At 66.8% G+C, this 19,730-nt stretch carries 18 protein-coding genes and 1 pseudogene; 6 read left to right on the plus strand and 13 right to left on the minus strand.

Features of this window, described 5'->3' with window-relative positions; translation table 11 throughout:
- Positions 1-228: 228 nt before the first annotated feature.
- A complete protein-coding gene (locus BN1263_RS17035; RefSeq protein ID WP_080398867.1) occupies positions 229-741 on the plus strand; it encodes a DUF411 domain-containing protein in 513 nt (170 codons plus the stop codon).
- Between the two features lie 116 nt (positions 742-857).
- Here BN1263_RS17035 and blaL1 read toward each other — a convergent pair whose 3' ends face one another.
- Positions 858-1,727, minus strand: coding sequence for a L1 family subclass B3 metallo-beta-lactamase (gene blaL1, locus BN1263_RS17040; protein ID WP_058982820.1), 870 nt, complete (start codon positions 1,725-1,727; stop codon positions 858-860).
- 202 nt (positions 1,728-1,929) lie between these two features.
- On the opposite strand from blaL1, the gene BN1263_RS17045 reads away from it, so the two are divergent.
- Positions 1,930-2,196 carry a hypothetical protein gene (locus BN1263_RS17045; protein ID WP_058982821.1) on the plus strand — a complete coding sequence of 89 codons (267 nt, stop codon included), beginning with the start codon at positions 1,930-1,932 and terminating at the stop codon, positions 2,194-2,196.
- Between the two features lie 9 nt (positions 2,197-2,205).
- Positions 2,206-3,378 carry a low temperature requirement protein A gene (locus tag BN1263_RS17050; protein ID WP_058982823.1) on the plus strand — a complete coding sequence of 391 codons (1,173 nt, stop codon included), beginning with the start codon at positions 2,206-2,208 and terminating at the stop codon, positions 3,376-3,378.
- 101 nt (positions 3,379-3,479) lie between these two features.
- Here BN1263_RS17050 and BN1263_RS17055 read toward each other — a convergent pair.
- The 8 genes and pseudogenes from BN1263_RS17055 to pip form a co-directional block, all read right to left on the minus strand.
- Positions 3,480-3,928, minus strand: a pseudogene (locus tag BN1263_RS17055) (DUF1697 domain-containing protein).
- A complete protein-coding gene (locus BN1263_RS17060; protein ID WP_058982824.1) occupies positions 3,925-4,566 on the minus strand; it encodes a response regulator transcription factor in 642 nt (213 codons plus the stop codon). Before BN1263_RS17060 ends, BN1263_RS17055 begins: the two are co-directional and overlap by 4 nt.
- Positions 4,559-5,614, minus strand: a complete 1,056-nt coding sequence (locus BN1263_RS17065) for a sensor histidine kinase (RefSeq protein ID WP_058982826.1) — start codon at positions 5,612-5,614, stop codon at positions 4,559-4,561. The genes BN1263_RS17060 and BN1263_RS17065 overlap by 8 nt, the downstream gene beginning before the upstream one ends.
- A 272-nt stretch (positions 5,615-5,886) precedes the next feature.
- Positions 5,887-6,624, minus strand: a complete 738-nt coding sequence (locus tag BN1263_RS17070) for an MgtC/SapB family protein (protein WP_058982828.1) — start codon at positions 6,622-6,624, stop codon at positions 5,887-5,889.
- A gap of 31 nt (positions 6,625-6,655) precedes the next feature.
- Positions 6,656-9,415, minus strand: coding sequence for a magnesium-translocating P-type ATPase (mgtA, locus tag BN1263_RS17075; protein WP_058982830.1), 2,760 nt, complete (start codon positions 9,413-9,415; stop codon positions 6,656-6,658).
- A 63-nt stretch (positions 9,416-9,478) separates the two neighbouring features.
- On the minus strand, positions 9,479-9,778 hold the full coding sequence (locus tag BN1263_RS17080; protein ID WP_058982832.1) for a hypothetical protein: 300 nt from the start codon (positions 9,776-9,778) through the stop codon (positions 9,479-9,481).
- Positions 9,779-10,069: 291 nt separating this feature from the next.
- On the minus strand, positions 10,070-10,369 hold the full coding sequence (locus tag BN1263_RS17085) for an EF-hand domain-containing protein (protein WP_021202331.1): 300 nt from the start codon (positions 10,367-10,369) through the stop codon (positions 10,070-10,072).
- Positions 10,370-10,575: 206 nt separating this feature from the next.
- The gene (gene pip, locus BN1263_RS17090) at positions 10,576-11,523 is read right to left on the minus strand and encodes a prolyl aminopeptidase (protein WP_058982834.1); all 948 of its coding nucleotides are present in this window, start codon (positions 11,521-11,523) and stop codon (positions 10,576-10,578) included.
- Between the two features lie 114 nt (positions 11,524-11,637).
- Between pip and BN1263_RS17095 the strand changes: the two genes are divergently transcribed.
- Positions 11,638-12,303: a TraX family protein gene (locus tag BN1263_RS17095; RefSeq protein ID WP_058982837.1), complete on the plus strand. Its 666-nt coding sequence runs from the start codon at positions 11,638-11,640 to the stop codon at positions 12,301-12,303.
- Between the two features lie 156 nt (positions 12,304-12,459).
- Here the strand turns inward: BN1263_RS17095 and BN1263_RS17100 are convergent, their stop codons facing one another.
- Positions 12,460-14,652, minus strand: a complete 2,193-nt coding sequence (locus BN1263_RS17100) for a TonB-dependent receptor (protein ID WP_058982839.1) — start codon at positions 14,650-14,652, stop codon at positions 12,460-12,462.
- 259 nt (positions 14,653-14,911) lie between these two features.
- Between BN1263_RS17100 and BN1263_RS17105 the strand changes: the two genes are divergently transcribed.
- Together BN1263_RS17105 and BN1263_RS17110 are read left to right on the plus strand one after the other, a co-directional pair.
- Positions 14,912-15,496 (plus strand): TetR/AcrR family transcriptional regulator, encoded by a 585-nt coding sequence (locus tag BN1263_RS17105; protein ID WP_058982841.1) that lies wholly within the window; start codon positions 14,912-14,914, stop codon positions 15,494-15,496.
- Between the two features lie 53 nt (positions 15,497-15,549).
- On the plus strand, positions 15,550-16,662 hold the full coding sequence (locus BN1263_RS17110) for a DNA glycosylase AlkZ-like family protein (RefSeq protein ID WP_260832989.1): 1,113 nt from the start codon (positions 15,550-15,552) through the stop codon (positions 16,660-16,662).
- A 96-nt stretch (positions 16,663-16,758) separates the two neighbouring features.
- Here the strand turns inward: BN1263_RS17110 and BN1263_RS17115 are convergent, their stop codons facing one another.
- The 3 genes from BN1263_RS17115 to BN1263_RS17125 form a co-directional block, all read right to left on the minus strand.
- The gene (locus BN1263_RS17115) at positions 16,759-17,685 is read right to left on the minus strand and encodes an ABC transporter six-transmembrane domain-containing protein (protein ID WP_058982843.1); all 927 of its coding nucleotides are present in this window, start codon (positions 17,683-17,685) and stop codon (positions 16,759-16,761) included.
- Positions 17,686-17,886: 201 nt separating this feature from the next.
- The gene (locus BN1263_RS17120; protein WP_058982844.1) at positions 17,887-18,963 is read right to left on the minus strand and encodes an ATP-binding protein; all 1,077 of its coding nucleotides are present in this window, start codon (positions 18,961-18,963) and stop codon (positions 17,887-17,889) included.
- Positions 18,964-18,967: 4 nt separating this feature from the next.
- A complete protein-coding gene (locus tag BN1263_RS17125; RefSeq protein ID WP_058982847.1) occupies positions 18,968-19,684 on the minus strand; it encodes a response regulator in 717 nt (238 codons plus the stop codon).
- Between the last annotated feature and the right edge of the window lie 46 nt (positions 19,685-19,730).

A 19,730-nucleotide genomic window follows, 5' to 3' on the forward strand; every position in this document is an offset into this window, starting at 1 on the left:
CAACGCTGAACGGGACACCAGCCTGCCTTTGGCGCGAGGCGCCCGCTCCAGCCAGTAGCCAGCAACGCGCGCCCCCGTTGATGCCGGATCCGTTGCGTCCCCCCATCGCGTGAATTCCTGCAGGCCTCAAGCGCCTGCCATGACTGTTCGACTTTCTCTCGACGCTACCTGCGCCTTCAATGCGTGGGTGGCGGGGCGCTTTGCCCGCCTCTGCAAAGGAATCACTCAATGAACCGTACTCTTTCCCTCGGCCTGCTGCTGGGCACCGTGCTGGCCACGACCGCCTGCGCTCGTGCCGCCGAAGAATCCTCCGCGGCACCGGCCCAGGCGAGCCCGGCCAAGATCGATCCAGCCTTGCCGGTCGCCATCGTGCACAAGACCGCCAGCTGCGGTTGCTGCGGCATCTGGGTCGACCACCTGAAGGCCGCCGGCTTCCAGGTCGATGTGCGCGACTCCGATGACATGAACCCGATCAAGGTCCGCTTGGGCGTGCCGGTCGGCAAGGCCCCCTGCCATACCGCCGAGATCGGCGGTTACGTGGTCGAGGGTCACATCCCGGCCGAGGACATCAAGCGCCTGCTGGCCGAACGCCCGGCCGCGCGCGGGCTGGTGCTGCCCGGCATGCCAGCCGGGTCGCCGGGCATGGAAATGCCGGACGGCTACGTGCAGCCGTACACCGTCGAGCTGGTGCGCACCGACGGCAGCACCGAGCCGTTTGCCCAGCACGGTCAGGGCGGCTGATGGACGGAGGGTGCCAGTCGTCCTGACCGGCACTCTCCGACGCGTCTTGTGTAGAGCCGAGCCTATGCTCGGCTGTGTTTGGCCGGCAAGCCGAGCATGGGCTCGGCTCTACAGAATCAGCGGACCCCGGCCGCTTCCTTGGCCAACTGGGCGTCAAACTTCTTCTCGGCCGCATCCGCGTACGCGTTGCAGGTCAGTGCCTTGGCGCTGGCCTTGCTGCCAGCGGCATAGTTCCAGTTGCTGGCGCCCGGATGCGGGGTCAGCAACAGGTCGCAGGGCAGGCCGCGCACCGTAGCGAAGCTGCGCCGGTAGTCATGGACCAGGCGCGGATAGCGGGCGTTGCCCTGCAGCTGGTAGCCCGGCGCGCTCAGGCTGTCGGCATAGGCGATGCGCAGCGGCTTGCCATCGCGGGTATCGGTCCAGGTCCAGGCAGTGCTGCCGGGGGTGTGGCCCGGCATGAAGTGCGCGGTGAACGCGATGCCGCCCACGTTGACCACCTCGCCATCCATGATGATGCGGTCGGTGCTGACCGGCGGAAAGGTGATGCTGTCGCCAAAGTGCAGGTCGTTGCTGCCACCGCGCGCCAGCAGCACGGCTGATTCGGCGTTGGCCACCACTTTCGCACCGGTACGGCGCTTCAGTTCCGCCACCGGGCCGGCATGGTCGGCATGCGCATGGCTGAGCAGGATCAGCCGTAGATCCTGTGCTGCCACCCCGCGTGCCTTCATGTTGTCCAGCAGGTGACCGGCCATCTGCGGCATGCCGCCGTCAAGCAGCACCGCACCGTCGGCGGTCTGCACCAGTAGCGCGGTCAGGTCCTCGGTGCCGATCTGCCAGGTGTGGTCCGCAATCTGCAGCGGTGCCATCGGCTGCAGCCATGAACTGTCCACCGTGTAGGCCCGGAGCTGGGGCAGCGGTTCGTCGGCGGCAGTGACATCAAAGGCAAGCGTGGCAGCCAGGGCGAGGGTAGTCAGGCAGAGGCGCATGGCAGAAAGGTGTCTGGACTGGGGCCGATGAAGCTAGCACGCGGGCCGCGCCGGCCGTTTCGCGAATAATTCATGGCTGCGATAAGGTCCATCACGGCCTGCGCAGGATTGTTCGCCAGCCATGGATTGTGAATCCATCTCCACGGGCTGGAGCGCAGAATCGGCTGCGGCTAGCCTGCCAGCAGGCTCAAGGGGATGGACCATGCACGTGCTTCTGGTGATGGTGGGTGGGGTGCTGTTGCTGGGGGTATTCCTGCTCTTCGGGCGGCTGTGGAGCGTGGGTCAGTCACAGGTGCCCACGGCCCTGATTGCGTTCATCGCCACCTGGCTGCTGGTGACGGTGGTCAATCTGTGGGTGGGCGTGAGCAAGGCAGGATACGCGATGCGTGAAGAGCTGCCGATCCTGTTGCTGGTATTCACCGTGCCGGCGTTGCTGGCCGGGTTCCTTTACTGGCGCCTGGCGCGCTGAAGGATTGCGATGAGCACACGACTGCGGCTGCCCGCCCTACGCCAGCGCGATGGCCACCACGCCCGCGTGACCTACGAAGAGCTGTTCTTCGACCTGGTCTACGTGTTCGCGGTCACCCAGCTCAGCCACCATCTGCTGCATCACCTGGACCTGGTCGGGGTGATGCAGACGCTGGTGCTGTGGTTCGCGGTCTGGCTGGGCTGGCAGTACGCCTGCTGGGTCAGCAACTGGTTCGATCCCGAGGCGCCACGCATCCGCAGCCTGCTGTTCGTCACCATGTTGCTGGCGCTGCTGATGTCCTCGTCCATTCCCGAGGCCTTCGCCGATCGTGCGTGGATCTTCGCCGGGGCGTACGCCACGATGCAGGTCGGACGCACCGCGTTCGTGTTGCTGGAGGTCGGCCGCAAGCATCCGTTGGCGCCGAACTTCCGCCGCATGCTGGCCTGGGTCAGCGTGTCGGCCTGCTTCTGGCTGGCCGGCGCGGCGGCCGAGGGCCACCTGCGGCTGGCACTGTGGGCGGTGGCGGTGGCCTGCGAATACATCTCGCCGATGTTTGGCTTCGCGTTCCCGGGCATGGGTCGTTCGCACACTCGCGACTGGACCATTGAGGGGGGGCACCTGGCCGAACGCTGCCAGCTGTTCGTCATCGTCGCACTCGGCGAGACGCTGTTGGCTACCGGTGGCGTGCTCAGCGAGGTCGAGCAGTGGAGTGCTGCGGTGGTGTCTGCGGTGCTCGCCACCTTCGCCGGCACCATTGCCATGTGGTGGCTGTATTTCGGCATTTCCAGCCGCGACGCCACTGCGGCGATCACCCATTCCGAGGACCCCGGGCGGATGGGCGCCAATTTCCACTACGTGCACGCGCTGCTGATTGCCGGCATCATCGCCACCGCGGTGGGCAACGACCTGGTGATGGATCACCCGGAAGCGGCGGTGACGCCGGTATATGCAACGGTGCTGGTCGCCGGGCCGTTGATCTACCTGCTTGGCAGCGCCCTCTACAAGCGCGTTGTGTACGGGCGCGCCCCGTATTCGCATCTGTTCGGTGCCGTGGCGCTGGTCGTGCTGGGCGTGGTCTTGCCGCACACCCATCTGCTGGCCGCTGGCTGGCTGACCAGTGCGTTGCTGCTGGCCGTGGGCTTGATGGATACGCGGTTGAAGCGTCGCCTGCAGCGGGCGTGATCCGTTGCGTCAGCAAAGCGCTCCAGCCGCCATCGAGCGCAAGCGCTGAGCAGTCGATTGACACTCGACTTCAGCACCGCCGCACAAGAAATGCTGGCAGGCTAGGCCAGCGCGGCGGCCATCGCTGCAAGCTTGCCCACCGTGTTCATGTTGCGGGCAGTGCCTTGCTGGGCATAGGGCATCCGCAGGCGCGAGTCGGCCATGCCGTCTCCGTAATGGATGAAGATCTCGCGCGTGCCGAGTGCGAGCTGTTCGTCGCGCAGGCCGGTCACGCCGTCGAGCGGATCGGCGGGCGGGCTGCCGTCGAGGAACAGGGCGACCACACGGTTGCCGGCCGCCTGCGGAAATGGATTGCGCGCCACCACGCCGGCGATCTCGTTGGCCGAGCGCACCAGCACGCCCACCGGCTTGCCGGCATAGACCTTGAGCCGCTCGCCGAGGGCCTGGCGCACGCCCGCCTCGTCGAGCGAATCGCCACCAGTTCGCGCATCGGCAGCTTGCCGGTGCCGCCGACGTTGACCGCGCGCAGCAAGGCGACGTAGGCGTTCATGGCGTCCCCGCCTGCAGGCGGTCGTACATGCGTACCAGGTCAACCAGGGTGCGCGCGCCCATCTTGCGCATCACCTGCGCGCGGCGCACCTTCACCGTGATCTCGCTGACCCCGAGGTCGCTGGCAATCTGCTTGTTGAGGCGGCCGCGTACCACGCCGTCAACCACCTCGCGCTCGCCGGCGTTGAGGGTGTCCCAGCGCAGTTGCAGCGCGCCGAGTGCCTCGCCGTCGCGGCGGCGCTGGCGGTCGATCTCGATGCCCTTGTGGATGGCATCGAGCAGCTCCTGGTCACGGAAGGGCTTGGTCAGGAATTCGATGGCGCCATCCTTGATCGCGTTGACGCCCATCGCGATGTCGCCGTGGCCAGTGATGAACACCACCGGCAGCTGCAGGCCGTGGCTGCCCATCGTGCGATGGAATTCGAGGCCGCTCTGGCCGGGCATGCGCACGTCCAGCACCAGGCACGCTGGCGCGTCTTCCAAGTCGTGTTGGAGGAAGGTCTGGGTGGAGGCGAAGGCCCGCACCTGCAGGCCCATCGAGGCCAGCAGGTCTTCCAGTGCGGCGCGCACCGACGGATCGTCGTCGACCACATAGACGATGGGTGCCGGATCGGGCGTGGCGGCAGTGGGCTTACGCATGGTGGGCGTCCGTGGCAACGGGCAGGTGGAACACGAAGCAGGCACCGCCGCCTGCGGGGCGTTCGGCACGGATCTGGCCGTCGTTGGCCTCGATCATCGAGCGGCTCAGGCTGAGGCCCAGCCCCAACCCGTGTGACTTGGTGGTCCAGAACGCGTCGAACACGCGCTCGGGATGCTCGGCGGGCAGGCCGACACCGCGGTCGCGTACGCTGAGGCTGACCCGTTGGCCGTTGCGCCGGGTCAGCAGGGACAGGCGTCGGTCGGCGGTGGGCACGGTCTCCATCGCGTCCACCGCATTGAGGATCAGGTTGCCGATCACCTGCTGTACCTGCACACGGTCGGCCTGCACCGGTGGCAGCTCGGCGTCCAGCAGCAGCGCCACGGCCACGCCATGCCGGTCCAGCTCGCTGCGCGACAGCGCCAGCATTTCCTCCACGGCCTGGTTCAGGTCGAACGCGCGTCGTTCCGGTGCCGCGCCCTGGGTCAGGCCGCGGATGCGGGCGATCACGTCACCGGCGCGGTGCGCGTCGGCCAGGATGCGGGCCACGGTCTGCCGGGCCTTGTCCACGTTCGGCGGGTCCTGCGCCAGCCAGCGCTGGCAGGCTTCGGCGCTGCTGGCGATGGCCGCCAGCGGCTGGTTCACTTCATGCGCGATGGAGGTGGTCAGCTCGCCCACGGTGGAGGCGCGCGCTACCCGCAGCAGGCGGCCCTGTGCTTCCTGCACGGCGGCCTTGGCCGCTTCCATGTTCAGCGCGAGGTAGGTGGTGATGCCGATCACCAGCATGCCGATGACCGAGTTGACCAGGCCGATGCGGTAGGTGCCGAAGCGGGTCAGGAAGAAGCTCAGCCCGGTCAGCGCGATGCAGGCGATGGCCAGGGTGATCAGCCCGCGCGCGCTCAGTACGCGCGCTGTGGCGAGGATGACCGCCGCGTAGAAGCAGGCCGCGGCAACCGCATAATCGGTGACGGTGTCGATCAGGAAGATCGCCGCCATCACGACGATCAGGGCCAGCAGCACCAGCGGGCGGCGGGGCGACAGCGATGGCATCGGGGAGCTCCCTGGCGTGGGGGAAAAGGATAGCAAAGCCATCATCGTTGGATGCCGACCTTGGTCGGCGTGCTCTCGTGCGGTGGGTGCCGACCGTTGGTCGGCACAAACCAGAGCGATGCCTGGTAGTGCCGGCCGCTGGCCGGCAACTGCACGGTGCTTCGGAGATCACGAGGTTGCCGACCAGCGGCCGGCACTACCGCAGCGGTGGGCGTGCCGAGGCGATGCACGGTGCGTCCGGGGATCATGGGGTTGCCGGCCGGCGGCCGGCACTACTCCTCAAGGCTGGCGTTCCAGAAGCCCTGCAGCACACCGGGCGTGGTCGCCAGCGTTGCCAGCACGGCATCGAGCTCACCGGCATCCACGGTGGTGGCATATAGAACGGCCTCGATCTCCACATCGCGCTCACCGAACGGGCGCTGGTCCACCGCGCGAACCGGGTACTGCGCCTGCTCAAGCAGCAGCAACAGCTGGTCCAGCACCTCGGCCTGCTGCTCGCGCAGGCAGACCACGTTGATCGCATAGGTCGCCTCGCTGAACGCTTCCGGCAGCGGCTGCCGCTGGATGCGGTTCACCACCGGCCGCAACAGGGTGTTGGCGGCCAGCACAAACACCGCTGCCAACACCGCCTCGGGTAGCAGCTTGATGCCGGCACATGCTCCCCCCGCCGCCGATCCCCACAGGGTGGCGGCGGTGTTCAGGCCGGACACCTGCGCGCCGTCCTTCATGATCGCGCCGGCGCCGAGGAAGCCGACGCCGGAGATCACATAGGCCACCACATGCAGCGGTGACGGCGGGCCGCCGTACAGATCATGGAAGCGCACGGCCAGATCGACGAACACCGCCGCACCCACCGCCACCAGCGTATTGGTACGCAGGCCGGCGGTGCGTTGGCGCAGCTGCCGTTCCAGGCCGATGGCCGTACCCAGCACGAACGCCACCGACAGGCTGATCAACGAACTTAGGGTTGCGCCGGCGTTGAACGCCGGCAGGTTCGGATTGATGTCCATTGTGATTCTCCCTGGACAAGGCGGCGGGCGCTTACTGCCAGCCGTAGCGACGGATGTAGAACTTCTTCAGCGCAGTGGTCAGCACCGCATAGCCGAACAGGATCGCCACCAGGAACGGCCAGTAGCCGGCCGGAAGCGCCTGCAGCTTGAAGTAGCCGGCCAGCGGGCTCATCGGCAGGACCACGCCAATGGTCATGATCAGGCCGGTCATCAGCAGCAGTGGCGGCGCGGCGATGCTCTGCAGGAACGGCAGCTTCGGCGTACGGATCATGTGCACGATCAGGGTCTGGGTCAGCAGTCCGACCACGAACCAGCCGGACTGGAACAGGCCCTGATCGGCCGGCGTGCGTGCATCGAACACGTACCACATCAGCGCGAAGCAACTCAGGTCGAAGATCGAGCTGATCGGCCCGAAGAACACCATGAAGCGGCCGATGTCCGCCGGGTTCCACTTCAGCGGCTTGCGCACGAGCTCCTCGTCCACGTTGTCGAACGGAATGGCGATCTGCGAGATGTCGTACAGCAGGTTCTGCACCAGCAGCTGCAGCGGCAGCATCGGCAGGAACGGCAGGAAGGCCGAGGCCACCAGCACCGAGAACACGTTGCCGAAGTTGGAACTGGCGGTCATGCGGATGTACTTCAGCATGTTGTTGAACGTGCGCCGGCCCTGGATGACACCTTCCTCCAGCACCATCAGGTTCTTTTCCAGCAGGATGATGTCGGCCGCCTCCTTGGCGATGTCCACCGCACTGTCCACGCTGATGCCGATGTCGGCCGCGCGCAGCGCCGGTGCATCGTTGATGCCGTCGCCGAGGAAGCCGACCACCTTGCCCTGTGCGCGCAGCTCGCGCACCAGTCGCTCCTTGTGCAGCGGCGTCAGCCGGGCAAACACGCGATGGTGGTGCAGCGCCCGCGACAGCGCGCCGTCGTCCATGCGCTCGATCTGCGGGCCGGTCAGGATGGTGTCGGCGTCCAGCCCTACCTGTGCGCAGACACGGGCGGTCACCAGTTCGTTGTCGCCAGTGAAGACCTTGACCTCGACACCGTGTGCGGCCAGCGCCTGCAGCGCCTGCGCAGCCGACTCCTTCGGCGGGTCCAGGAAGGCCACGTAGCCAACCAGGGTCAGGCCGCATTCGTCGGCCTGCGAATAGGTGGTCTGGCTGGCAGCGGTCTCCTTCATCGCCACCGCCACCACGCGCAGGCCCTGCTCGTTCAGTTCCTCGGTGGTCTGCCGCACGCGGGCCAGGCGGTGCTCGTCCAGTTGCATGTCCTGGCCGTTCTCGCGAACGGTACTGCACACCGCCAGCATTTCTTCCACTGCCCCCTTGCAGATCAGCTCATGATGGTCCTCGCGCTCGGAGACCACCACCGACATGCGGCGGCGCTCGAAGTCGAACGGGATCTCATCCACCTTGTGGTAGTCCTGCGACAGCCGCAGTGAACTCTGCAGCTCCACGTGTTCCAGCACCGCGCGGTCCAGCAGGTTGATCAGCCCGGTCTGGAAGTGGCTGTTGAGGTAAGCGAACTTCAGCACATCTTCCGAATCGTGACCGAACACATCAGTGTGGCGCTCCAGCGCGATCCTGTCCTGGGTGAGGGTGCCGGTCTTGTCGGTGCACAGGACTTCCATCGCGCCGAAGTTCTGGATTGCATCCAGGCGCTTGACGATCACCTTGCGCCGCGACAGCAGCACCGCACCCTTGGCCAGGGTGGAGGTGACGATCATCGGCAGCATTTCCGGCGTCAGGCCCACTGCCACCGACAGTGCGAACAGGAACGCCTCGGTCCAGTCGCCCTTGGTCCAGCCGTTGATCAGCAGCACGAACGGCACCATCACCAGCGCGAAGCGGATCAGCAGCCAGCTGACACTGTTGACGCCGGCGTGGAATGCGGTCGGCGCGCGGTCAGTGGCGGTGCTGCGCTGGGCCAGCGTGCCGAAGTAGGTGCGGTTGCCGGTGGCCAGCACAACGGCGGTGGCAGTGCCGGACACCACATTGGTGCCCATGAACAGCAGGTTGTGCTGTTCCAGCAGGCCAGCCAGGCCGTCGCCCGGGTGCGCGAACTTCTCCACCGGCAGCGACTCGCCGGTCATCGCGGCCTGTGCCACGAACAGGTCCTTGGCAGTCAGCACGCGGCAGTCGGCCGGAATCATGTCGCCGGCCGACAGCACGATGTGGTCGCCGGGCACCAGCTCGCGGATCGGCAGGTCCAGCAGGCGCGCCGGGCGCCGGCTGTGCAGGTGCGCACCGAAGTACTGGTCGGCCACATCGGCGGCCTCGGTACCGGGATTGCGGCGCAGCACGCGTGCGGTATTGCCGACCAATGCCTTCAGTCGCTCGGCGGCGCGGTTCGAGCGACCTTCCTGCACGAAGCGGATCAGCGTCGACAACAGCACCATCGCGCCAATCACGATCGTCGCCTTGATGTCCTCGGTCAGCCAGGACACCGCCGCCAGCACGGTCAGCAGCAGGTTGAACGGATTGCGGTAGCACTGCCACAGATGGCGCCACCACGGCAGCGGCTTTTCGTGATCCACCTCGTTGGGGCCTAGCGTGGCCAGTCGCTCCTCGGCCTCATGCGGGCTGAGGCCATCGGCATGCGATTCCAGCGTGGCCAGCAACTCGGCTTCGTCCTGCTGGGCGAGGGTGACCAGGCCGGTGGTGAGCGCGAACGGCGCGGCCTCGGCGCTGCCCGGGCCGAAGCCGGCTTCGGGCATCGCGCGGCGGCGGAACAGGTTGCCCGCGCGACGGCTGCGCAGGAAGGCATTGAACCAAGCGTTGAGCAGGCTCATGGGACTCTCCTCGAATGTCAGAGCCGGCCGCGGCCGGAACACGAACGGAACGGATGGAACAGATCAGGCGTGGCGCATCGTCAGCACCGCCGGCGACCACGGCTGCATGTGCAGGCGCTGGCTGCCGCCGATGCACAGCGGCTTCATTGCATCGCGCAGGGGATAGGGCAGATGCCGCAGCACGGTGATGCGCTCGCTGATCGGCAGCAGCGACAGCGCATCGGCCACCACGCGCGGCGAACCGAGCGACAGCGAACGGGCAAACATCACGGGGCCGTGCTGCAGCAGCTGGCTGCGCAGCGCGGCAACATCGCGCTCGCCAATCAGGCGGCGCAGGGTGATGTAGAGGATCTTGTAGGACATGGGGCGATCTCCAGGCAGGCGGCGCCTGGCGGTCCCCCGTCACTCAGGCAGGCAGGGACCGGCGGGCAGGCGCCAGGAACAGGCAACAAGCGGTCATCCGGGGCGCGGTGCGCCCAGCAGGGTCGGGGTCCATCTGCGTCTCCATGAGGGGAGGGTGCCAGCCAGGGTTGCCCTGGCCAGTGGCGCTATTGTCCGCCCCTGAATGGGGCAGGCCTAGAGGCCCGTGGGTTAGCTCGGCTATACCTTGGTATAGCCGGCATGCGCAGCGCCAGTCGAGGGCTCAATGATGGATCAATGCGAAGCGCTGGTCTGCTTGCACACGTCGTACTCGCCGCGGCTCAGCGTCTTGTTGCGGTCGGTGTCGCAGGCGTGCAATCGTTCGGCCCAGTCCGGTGCCACGGCATCCACCTCGGCCAGCGTGACGATGCCGTCCTTGTCCTTGTCCAGCGATTCGTAGGCAGGGATGAGCCTTACTTCTGTCACGTCCTCGGCGGCGGTGGCCTTGCTGGCCTCCTGGGGATTGGAACAGGCGCCCAGCAGCAGGCCCCCACATAGCGAGAGAGCGATGGGAAGGCAGCGATAACCGGTCATGGTGTGCTCCTGAGGAAAGGGCGAACCACCGGTGCGGTGGTCACCGCCGGATCTTCTGCGCGGGGCTGTAAGCGGGCTGCGAAGAATGGGGCCGTGGACCGTTGCCGGTGGGCCGCCATTCACCGGGCCGCGCAGCAGCGATTGCGCGGAGTCGACGCAACCCTCGAACGGTGGGATGCCGACCAGCGGCCGGCACTACCATCTGCTCAGAAACGGTCGGCAAAGGCATCCGTCGCCCGCACCAGCGCATCCACCGTGGCCGGCTCGTTCGCGCTGTGGCCGGAGGTCACCATCTCCAGCCGGGCTTCCGGCCACGCCTTGGCCAGATCCCAGGCGCTGCGCGGCGGGCAGATGATGTCGTAGCGCCCCTGTACGATCACGCAGGGCAGGTGGCGGATGCGATCGATGTTGCGCAGCAGCTGGTCGGGCTCCAGGAAGATGCCGTTGCGGAAGTAGTGCGCTTCAATGCGGGCCTTTGCCAATGTGTCCAGCGGGTCGTCGGTGGATTGCGCATCCACGTCGTGCTGCAGGGTGGCGGCGTTGTCTTCCCAGCCCAGCCAAGCCTGCGCGGCTTCGATGCGGGTCGCTTCATCCGGGCCGTCCATGCGGCTCCAGTAGGCCGCGATCATGTCGCCGCGCTCGGCATCCGGAATGTAGGCCTCATAGCGGTCCCAGCGCTCCGGGAAGATCCAGCGCGCACCCCCATCGGCCTCGGCGAACCAGCGGTTCTCCATTTCGCGGCCGAGGAACACGCCACGCACGATCAAGCCGGTGGCGCGCCCGGGATGTGCCTGCGCATAGGCCAGCGACAGCGTCGAACCCCAGGAGCCGCCGTAGACCAGCCAGCGCTCGATGCCCAGGTGCTCACGCACCTTCTCGATATCGGCTACCAGGTCCTGCGTGGTGTTGTCGCGCAGCTCGCCGAACGGCGTAGAACGGCCGCTGCCGCGCTGGTCGATCAACACGATGCGGTAGCGCGCCGGGTCGAAGAAGCGGCGATGGGTCGGCGAGATACCGGCGCCCGGGCCACCGTGCAGGTACACCACCGGAATGCCCTCCGGCGTGCCGCACTCTTCGATATGCAGCGTGTGCAGATCGCTCACCGGCAGGGTGAATTCGCGGTAGGGCTCGATGGCCGGGTACAGGGTGCGCATGGCAGGTGTCTCACAAGCAGGGGCGGCCAGCATAGCGCCGCCATCTACGGCTTGCAGTGGCGGGCTCCTGCGCGGCGCTGGAAATGCGCTGGCCGATGCGCATAAGCTTCCGCGATGCAAGCGACCACGACCGGGACGTCCACGTTCAACCTCAGCCTCGGCAGCGGCGCGCGCGAGCTGTTGAAGTGGATCGCGCTGCTGGCCATGACCGGCGACCACGTGGCCAAGGTGGTCTTCGGGGGCTACGTGCCGGTGGTCAGCGAACTGGGGCGTATCGCCTTCCCGCTGTTCGCGCTGGTGATGGCCTGCAACTTGGCCCAGCCGGGCGCCGACCTGCGCAAATCGATCCGCCGGCTGGCGCTATGGGGGCTGATTGCGCAGCCATTGCACGCACTGGCGTTCGGTTCCTGGCTGCCGCTCAACATCCTGCTCACCTTCACCTTGGCAGTGGTGGCCGTGCATGCGGTTGCGAACAATCGGCCTGTGCTGCTGTTGCTGGCTGCCGGCGTGCTGCCGATGTTCGTGGACTACCAGTGGGCCGGCGTGGGCGCCGTGCTGCTGGCCTGGATCGCGTTCCGGCATCGGGCGTGGTGGCTGTTGCTGGTTGGGCTTGCAGCGGTGTGCGGGGTCAACCACAACGGCTGGGCACTGCTGGCTGTTCCGGTGGTCGTGCTGGCGACGCGGGTGCCGTGGCGACTGCCGCGCTGGCGCTGGGTGTTCTATGGGTACTACGTGGGGCATCTGGCGGTGCTGGCGATGGTGGCGCGCGTGCTTTCGTGATCAGTGCGTGCGTGGTCGTGCCTTGTGTCGGTAGATCCACGCCAGGCGTGGATGCGTTTGGCGGATCACCATGGAACCAGCCAGGCATGGCCTGGCTCTACAGTTTCCGGCAGATCCACGCCATGCGTGGATCCCGTTGACAGTTTGTCGCCCGGCTCAGAAATCCATCGTCGCAGAGAGCAACACCGTCCTCGGTGCACCCAGCGCCAGGCTTGAAAGCAACGGCATGCCCCAGTACGCCTTGTTGGTCACGTTGTTCACGCTGGCCCGCAGCGCAAGCGGTCGACCCGCCACGGTGGTGCTGTAGCGCGCCCCCACGTCGAACAACGTCCGCCCCGGCACGGACAGGTTGTTGTCGGCACTGATGTACTGCTTCGACATCGCCGTGGCACTGCCGGTCAGGGTCAGGCCCTGCAAGGTCGGCACATCCCATTCTATGCCCAGCTTGGCCTGCCGCTGCGCCACGGCGGTGGCTATGCGTCCTTCATTCACGCCGCCGGCCGTGCGGGTCAGCTTCGGCTGCACATAGGCCACGCCACCGAGCAGGCGCACGCCGTCCAGCGGGGCGCCGAAGAAGCCCCATTCCACGCCGCGATTACGTTGCTCGCCGCTAAACGAGAAGATATTCGTGACCGGATCGGTGTAGCTGTTCGGTCGCTTGATCTCGTACACGCTGAAGGTGTGCGCGAAGCGGCCCAGGTCCAGCTTCAGGCCCAGCTCCTTCTGCTTGGTGCGGAACGGTGCGAACACATCGCCGGCATTGGCGGCGGTCATCGGCGCGGTGGCGCCCTGGCTGAGGCCTTCAATGTAGTTGGTGTAGAGGGAGACCGTGTCGGTGGCCTTCACCAGCAGTGCAGCCGCAGGGGTGGTCGCGCTCTTGTCGTAGCGCGAGGTGCGCGCACCGGTAGCGACGCTGAAGGTCTCGCTGACCACCTGTTGGCGACGCACACCCAGCGTCAACTGCACGCGGTCATTGGCGAAGGCGAGGGTGTCGGCGAAGCCGATGCTGTCCAGCTTCAGCTCGGTATGCGAGATGTGCGGTGCCACGAACGGCGCGGCCGGGCCCCACACCGGGTTGTACAGATTGGTGGTCCAGTCCCAGCCGGGTACGCTGCGCCGGCCGTAGTCGTTCTGGGTGTGCTGGTAGTGGGTCACGTTGGCGGCCCACTGGTGGCCGACGCTGCCGGTGTGGAAGGAACCGCGCAGGCCGGCATCTCCGGACTGCTTCTTGATGTCGAAGGCGAGCTGGCCGATCACCGTGGTGAAGTCGCCAGCCGGATTGAGGATCTGCGCGCTGATCGAACCGTTGTAGCGGTAGTCGGTCTTGCTGGTGCCGTAGGCCAGATAGGCCATCAGGCTATCGTTGATATCCAGTTCGCCGCGCAGCATTGCGCCCTTGTCCTGGCTGTCCACGTAGGCCCAGTCCGGGTTGATCAGCGTATCGCCACGCGGCGGCCGCGGAATGGCCACGCCCGGTGCCAGGCCGACGCCACGTGCCGGGCCGTCCACGCGATCGTCGGCGCTGTACAGATCGGCCGACAGCCGCGCACGTTCGCCGCGCCAGTCCAGTGCCAGCGAACCGAGCTGTACCTTCTTGCGCTGCTTGCCGACGGCGCCGTTACCATCACGGTAGGCAAAGTTGAAGCGGATGCCGAACTGCTTGTCGGCACCGAGGCGGCGACCCATATCCACATGGGTGCCGAACTGCGCGTCGGAGGCGAAGTTGGCACTGACCCGCAGCAATGGCAGCTCACCCGCACGCTTGGGCACCAGGTTGACGCTGCCACCGACCGAGCCGCCCGGCGGCATGCCGTTGAGCAGCGCAGACGGTCCCTTCAGCACCTCGATGCGTTCGAACATTTCCGGCGAGGTGCGGTAGTACGGCGCCATGCCGCTCAGGCCATTGAACGTGGTGTCGCTGGTGTTGGAGGCGAAGCCGCGGATCGCGTAGTTTTCGCTCCAGGAACCGGTGACGCCGTTGCTGAACACCGTGGGGTCGGTGGCGGCGATGACGTCGGTCAGGTCCTTGGCCTGGCGATCACGGATGAAGGACTCGGTGTAGCTGACCGTACTGAACGGCGTGTCCATGAAATCCTTGTCGCCGAGCAGGCCGACGCGGCTGCCGGCAGCCACTTGCCCGCCCGCATAGTCTGCAGTGACCCGGCGTTGTTCCTGCACCTGCACCGACGGAAGGGTGGACGGCGCGGCGTCGGCCAGCGCGGCGAACGAGGCCAGCAGCCCCAAAGCGAGGGCGGACATCCGGTAGCGCATGGGCATGCCCGGCGGATGCATCAGGCCTGAGAATGCGGCAGCACGATGCTGTGCAGAAGTGAAGTTGTAAACGGTCATGCCAGAGTCCTGTGAATCGCAGGCGCGAGCGCGCCTGGCGCGCTGCCGACGGCAAGCACGGGGGTAGGGCGCAGCGCAGGGTTGTTGGCTGGGTGGGGACCTGGCGGGAAGTGAGCCATGGGCTCGACTACGGGCAGCGTGCTGGACGCATTCCGAATTAGTTGGGTAAGTTAAACTAAATCAATTGAAGCGGACAAGAGGGTCCCTTTACTGGCACCCTCAGCAGGGTATGGACGCGCACCGTCAGAGCAGGCACCGCATGAGCACGCACCCCGATCCAACGGCGCCGACCCGTGGCCGCCCGCCAACCATCACCCCGGAGCGTCTGGCCGACATCGGCATCCGCCTGGGCCTGCCCAACCTGACCATGGCCAACGTGGCCGCCGAACTGGCGGTGACCCAGGCGGCGCTGTACAAGCGCGTGGCCAACCTGGAGGCGTTGAAGCGCCTGGTGGCGGAGGCGGTGTTCCAGCGCTGGCAGATTCCGCGCGCGTCGATTGACGCACCGGGTGGGCTGGAGGCCTACCTGATGGGGTTCGTGGAGTCGCTGTGCGAAGTGGTGAAGGCGCATCCCGGGCTACCACCCTACCTGCTGCGGCGCACGGTGGCGACCGCGCCGATGCTGGAAAAGATCGCCTCGCACCAGGCGCACGTAGCTGAGGTGTTCGGACTGCCGGTGGACAAGGCGCGCTGGCTGCTGGCCACGATCGCGTTCTACTGCATCGCCGGCGCCGACACGATCTACGCGATTGCGGACGACGAGGAGGGGCAGGTGATCACCGAGTTCAAGCAGGGCATGCGGGCGCTGGTGATCGGTTCGCTGGAGGTATCGCGGCTTCGGTAGATCCATGCCATGCGTGGATGCCGTTGCACGGTTCGCCACGGCCCCACCTACGCATGGCGTGGATCTACAATGCGGCCATGCCTGCCGCGCCTACTCTCGATGACCTTCGCCGCTACGCGGTGGCGCGCACCCTGTTCAAGCCGACCACGCTGCTGACCGCGATACGGCGGCTGGGCTTCGTGCAGGCCGACCCGATCCGGGCACCGGCACGCGCACAGGACCTGACCCTGCGCCACCGGGTGAAGGACTACCGCGCCGGTGACCTGGAGCGCCGCTACACGCGTCTGCCGGTGGAAGAGGATTGCCTGGTGAATTACGGCTTCCTGCCGCGCGAGCATCTGGCACTGATGCACCCGCGTGTCTCCAAACGCGAGTGGGATGCCGAAACCCATCGCCGCGCGGCCGACGTGCTGGCCTTTGTGCGCGAGCGTGGCAGCGTGCACCCGCGCGAGGTCGACCAGGCGTTCGCGCATGGGCGGGTGACCAACTACTGGGGCGGCACCAGCAACGCCAGCACGCACCTGCTGGATGGCATGCACTACCGTGGCCTGCTGCGCGTGCAGCGGCGCGAGAGCGGTACGCGCATCTACGCGGTGGCCGATCATGCCGAGCCCGATTCCAGCGAACAGGCGCAGGTCGAACGTGCTGCCGCCCTGATCGATCTGGTTGTGCGCAAGTACGCACCGCTGCCTTCGGCCAGCCTGACCTATCTGGTGCGCCTGCTGGGCTATGGCGCCCCACATCTGGCCGAGCAGACCCGCAAGGCATTGGCGTTGGCCAAGCAGCAGCTGGCCAGTTGCACGTTGGAGGGCACCACCTGGTACTGGCCGGCGGACGAGAATCCGCGTTCGCGCCGCCATTCACCGGACGAACAGGTGCGCCTGCTCGCGCCGTTCGATCCGGTGGTGTGGGACCGCCGCCGCTTCGAACTGCTGTGGGGATGGGTGTACAAGTTCGAGGCCTACACGCCTGCACCGAAACGCCAGTACGGCTACTACGCACTGCCGGTGTTGTGCCATGACCAGGTGGTGGGCTGGGCCAACCTGAGCATGCGCGACGGTGAGTTGGTGTCGAGCGTGGGCTATGCCGGCAGGTCGCTGGCCCGCGACAAGGTATTTCGTGGCGCGCTGGACGACGACCTGCAGCGCATGGCGGAGTTCCTGTAGCGCTAAGCGGCGCATGGGTATCTATCGATCCCGGTAGCCGCCAACCTTGGTTGGCGCTGGCTTCCATCGGTGCCCACCAAGGTGGGCATCTACCGGTCAAGCGGCATCGTTGTGCTCCGCGTCGTCCATGCCGGGGCTGACTCGCCGGCCGATGTCCTTCAGCCGCGCGAGCTGATCCACCATCGATGGTGCATCGTCCAGGCTGCCGGCGAAGGTCCACAGATAGGTCATCACCGCATAGACGTGACCGGGGGTAACGCCATCGGTGATGGCAAGGCGGCCGATGGTCAGTGCGAACAGGGCTGCTGCCGTCGCGCCGACGGCCAGCACGGCGCCGGCTTCGCGATCGGAGAGCAGGATGCGCAGGCGCGACAGCGTGGTGTAGTGACGGCGCAGCACCGAGGGACTGACCCGGTCCACCAGTCGGATTTCCTGTTCCAGGCGGTTGTTGAGGCGCCCATGCAACTGCTCGTTGCGACGCGCGAACGACGGCAGCAGCAGGAGAGCACCGAACAGCGCGAGGAGGGCGGCACCCCCGACCAGCGGTTCAATTGCGAGCAGCATGACCGCAGCGCCAAACATGGATACCAGTGCGGTGGCGATGATCGGCACGTGCTTTTCGAAGAAGTCGACGAACTCGCGGGCCAGAACGACGCGGGCCGCCGAAGTGGAGGTGGCCTGGCCCAGGCGGCGCTGCGCCTGCACCACGCTCACTGCCAGATCGGCATAGATGCGGGTGAACGTCCGGGTATCGACCGCGCGGCGGGCGGCACCGACCAACCAGAACAGCAGCACCACGCCGGCGTAGGAGAAGGCATGGCCGATGTTGCCGCTGATGATCGCGTCTACCGCGAAGCCGGCGAACAGCGGATAGGCCAGCAGCAGTGCGTTCTCCAGTGCGACCAGCGAGAACGTGCCGGTGAGCTGCCAGGGGTAGGTGCGCAGGATGGCCTTCAGGGTGGCGGCCGCATTCTGCTGGCCGATGCTGCCGGCGGCGGCCGCTGGATCATGGGGGTGTTTCATGGGATGCCTGGGTGGGTCGGAGACAGGGCAGGGGACGGATGCCTGCCATCTCCCACGTCGCGCCCAGTATCTGCAGCCCTTTGGAGCGGGCATGGAGGGGCGATGGAGATTGCGTGGAGAAACCGGCGGCGTTCAGCCACGCACGTGGTGCCCACCAAGGTGGGCCGCTACCGGAGCAACGTCCTCCGCAATGCTGCGTCCTCAACGACGCGCGTGCACCGGCCAGCGGATTTCGAAGGCACTGCCGCCGCGTTCGGTCGCCCTGCACTGCGCCGTTCCGTGATGGGCCACGGCAATCGCGCGCACCACCGCCAGGCCAAGCCCGGAGCCACCACTCTGCCGCGAGCGCGACACATCGGTGCGCTGGAAGGCTTCGAAAATGCTGTCGCGAAGGTCGTCCGGCACACCGGGGCCACCATCCTCAACGGTCACGGTGCAATGGCCTTCGGCCAGCGTGACACGGACCCGCAGTGGGCAGGGGATCGCATGGCGCCGCGCATTCTCCAGTAGCGCCAGCACCGCCTGGCGGATGCGTGCCGGATCGCAGTCGGCAAGCGACGGCCGTGCGTCCAAGGTCACCGAGAAACCACTTTCGGTCAACGCCTCGGACATCGCTTCGACCACCGCCGCTACCTGCACGCTGACATCGCTGCGCTGCAGGCGCAGATCCAAGTGACCGCTTTCGGCAAGGCTGACCACGCGCAGGTCTTCGATGATGCGGGTCAGGCCCTCCAGCTGGGTGAGCATGCTGTTGAACTGCTCCGGCCCGGGCTCGAACACGCCTTCGGCGATGCCCTGCAGGCGGCCGCGCAGGATGGTCATCGGCGTGCGCAGTTCGTGTGCGATCGCTGCATTCCAGAACACGCGGTTCTCGGACATCCGGCTGAGCCGCTCGGCCATGGAATTGAAGTCGCTGACCAGTGTGGCGGCCTCGGTCATCGAGGTGTCGCCGCCGCGCGCACGCGCCTCAAGATCACCGTTGGCGACGCGACGCAGGCTTTCGGCCACCGAGTTCAGCGGGGTGATGATGCGCCGGGTCAGGCGCGAGGCGATCAACGTGGCCAGTGCCACCACCACAGTGGCGGTAAGGCCGATCCACAGCCATTCCAGGCCTGACGGCATGATGGTTTCCGGCTCGTCATACCAGCGTGGATAGAACACCTCCATCAGGTAATAGAACAGGTAGAAACCACTGATCGACAGTACGGTTGAACACAGCGACGCGACCGTGATGGACAGCGTGATCTGGCGCCCGATGCTCTTGCCTTTGGGGTTCATCGGTTCAGTCCAGGAAGCGGTAGCCGACACCGCGGATGGTGGCGGGAATGCCGATGACGCCGACGTCCTCCAGCTTGCGGCGCAGCTTGCTGACGTGGCTGTCCACGGTGCGCTCCTGCGCATCGCCTTCCGGCAGGCAGGTCTGGAGAAGATCCAGCCGGCTGTGCACCATGCGCGGTGCGCGCGCCATGTGCACCAGCAGACGGAACTCGGTGAGTGTGAAATTCAAAGCGTGCACATGGTCATCGGTGCGCACGGTGACCTCATGGCTGCGCAGGTCGATCTCGAACGGGCCCTGCCGGATCAGCCCGTTGGGTTCTTCTGCCATGGGCTTCGCGCTACGGCGCAGCACCGCCTGGATGCGGGCGACGATCTCGGCCGGATTGAACGGCTTGGCCACATAGTCGTCGGCGCCGACGCGCAGGCCAGTGAGCTTGTCCACGTCCTGGTCCAGTGCGGTGAGCATGATCACCGGGGTGTTGCCGCGCCGGCGCAGCTCACTCAGGACCTGCCAGCCATCCAACTTCGGCATCTGCACGTCCAGCAGCACCAGGTCGGGGCGCAGCTGGCGGTGGCTGGCGAGGGCGGCTTCGCCATCGGCGGCGCGGGCGCTGCGCAACCCGGAGCGGGCCAGGTAGGCGCCGAGAATGTCAGCAATTTCGCCTTCATCCTCGGCAATCAGCACCAGGGGCGCCTGGCGCGTGCGTGCATCGGTCTTCATTGAACGCTGCAGTTTCAAGTACGAGATGGGGAGTGCTGGCGACGGT

Source organism: Stenotrophomonas thermophila (assembly GCF_001499715.1).
Classification (GTDB): domain Bacteria; phylum Pseudomonadota; class Gammaproteobacteria; order Xanthomonadales; family Xanthomonadaceae; genus Stenotrophomonas; species Stenotrophomonas hibiscicola.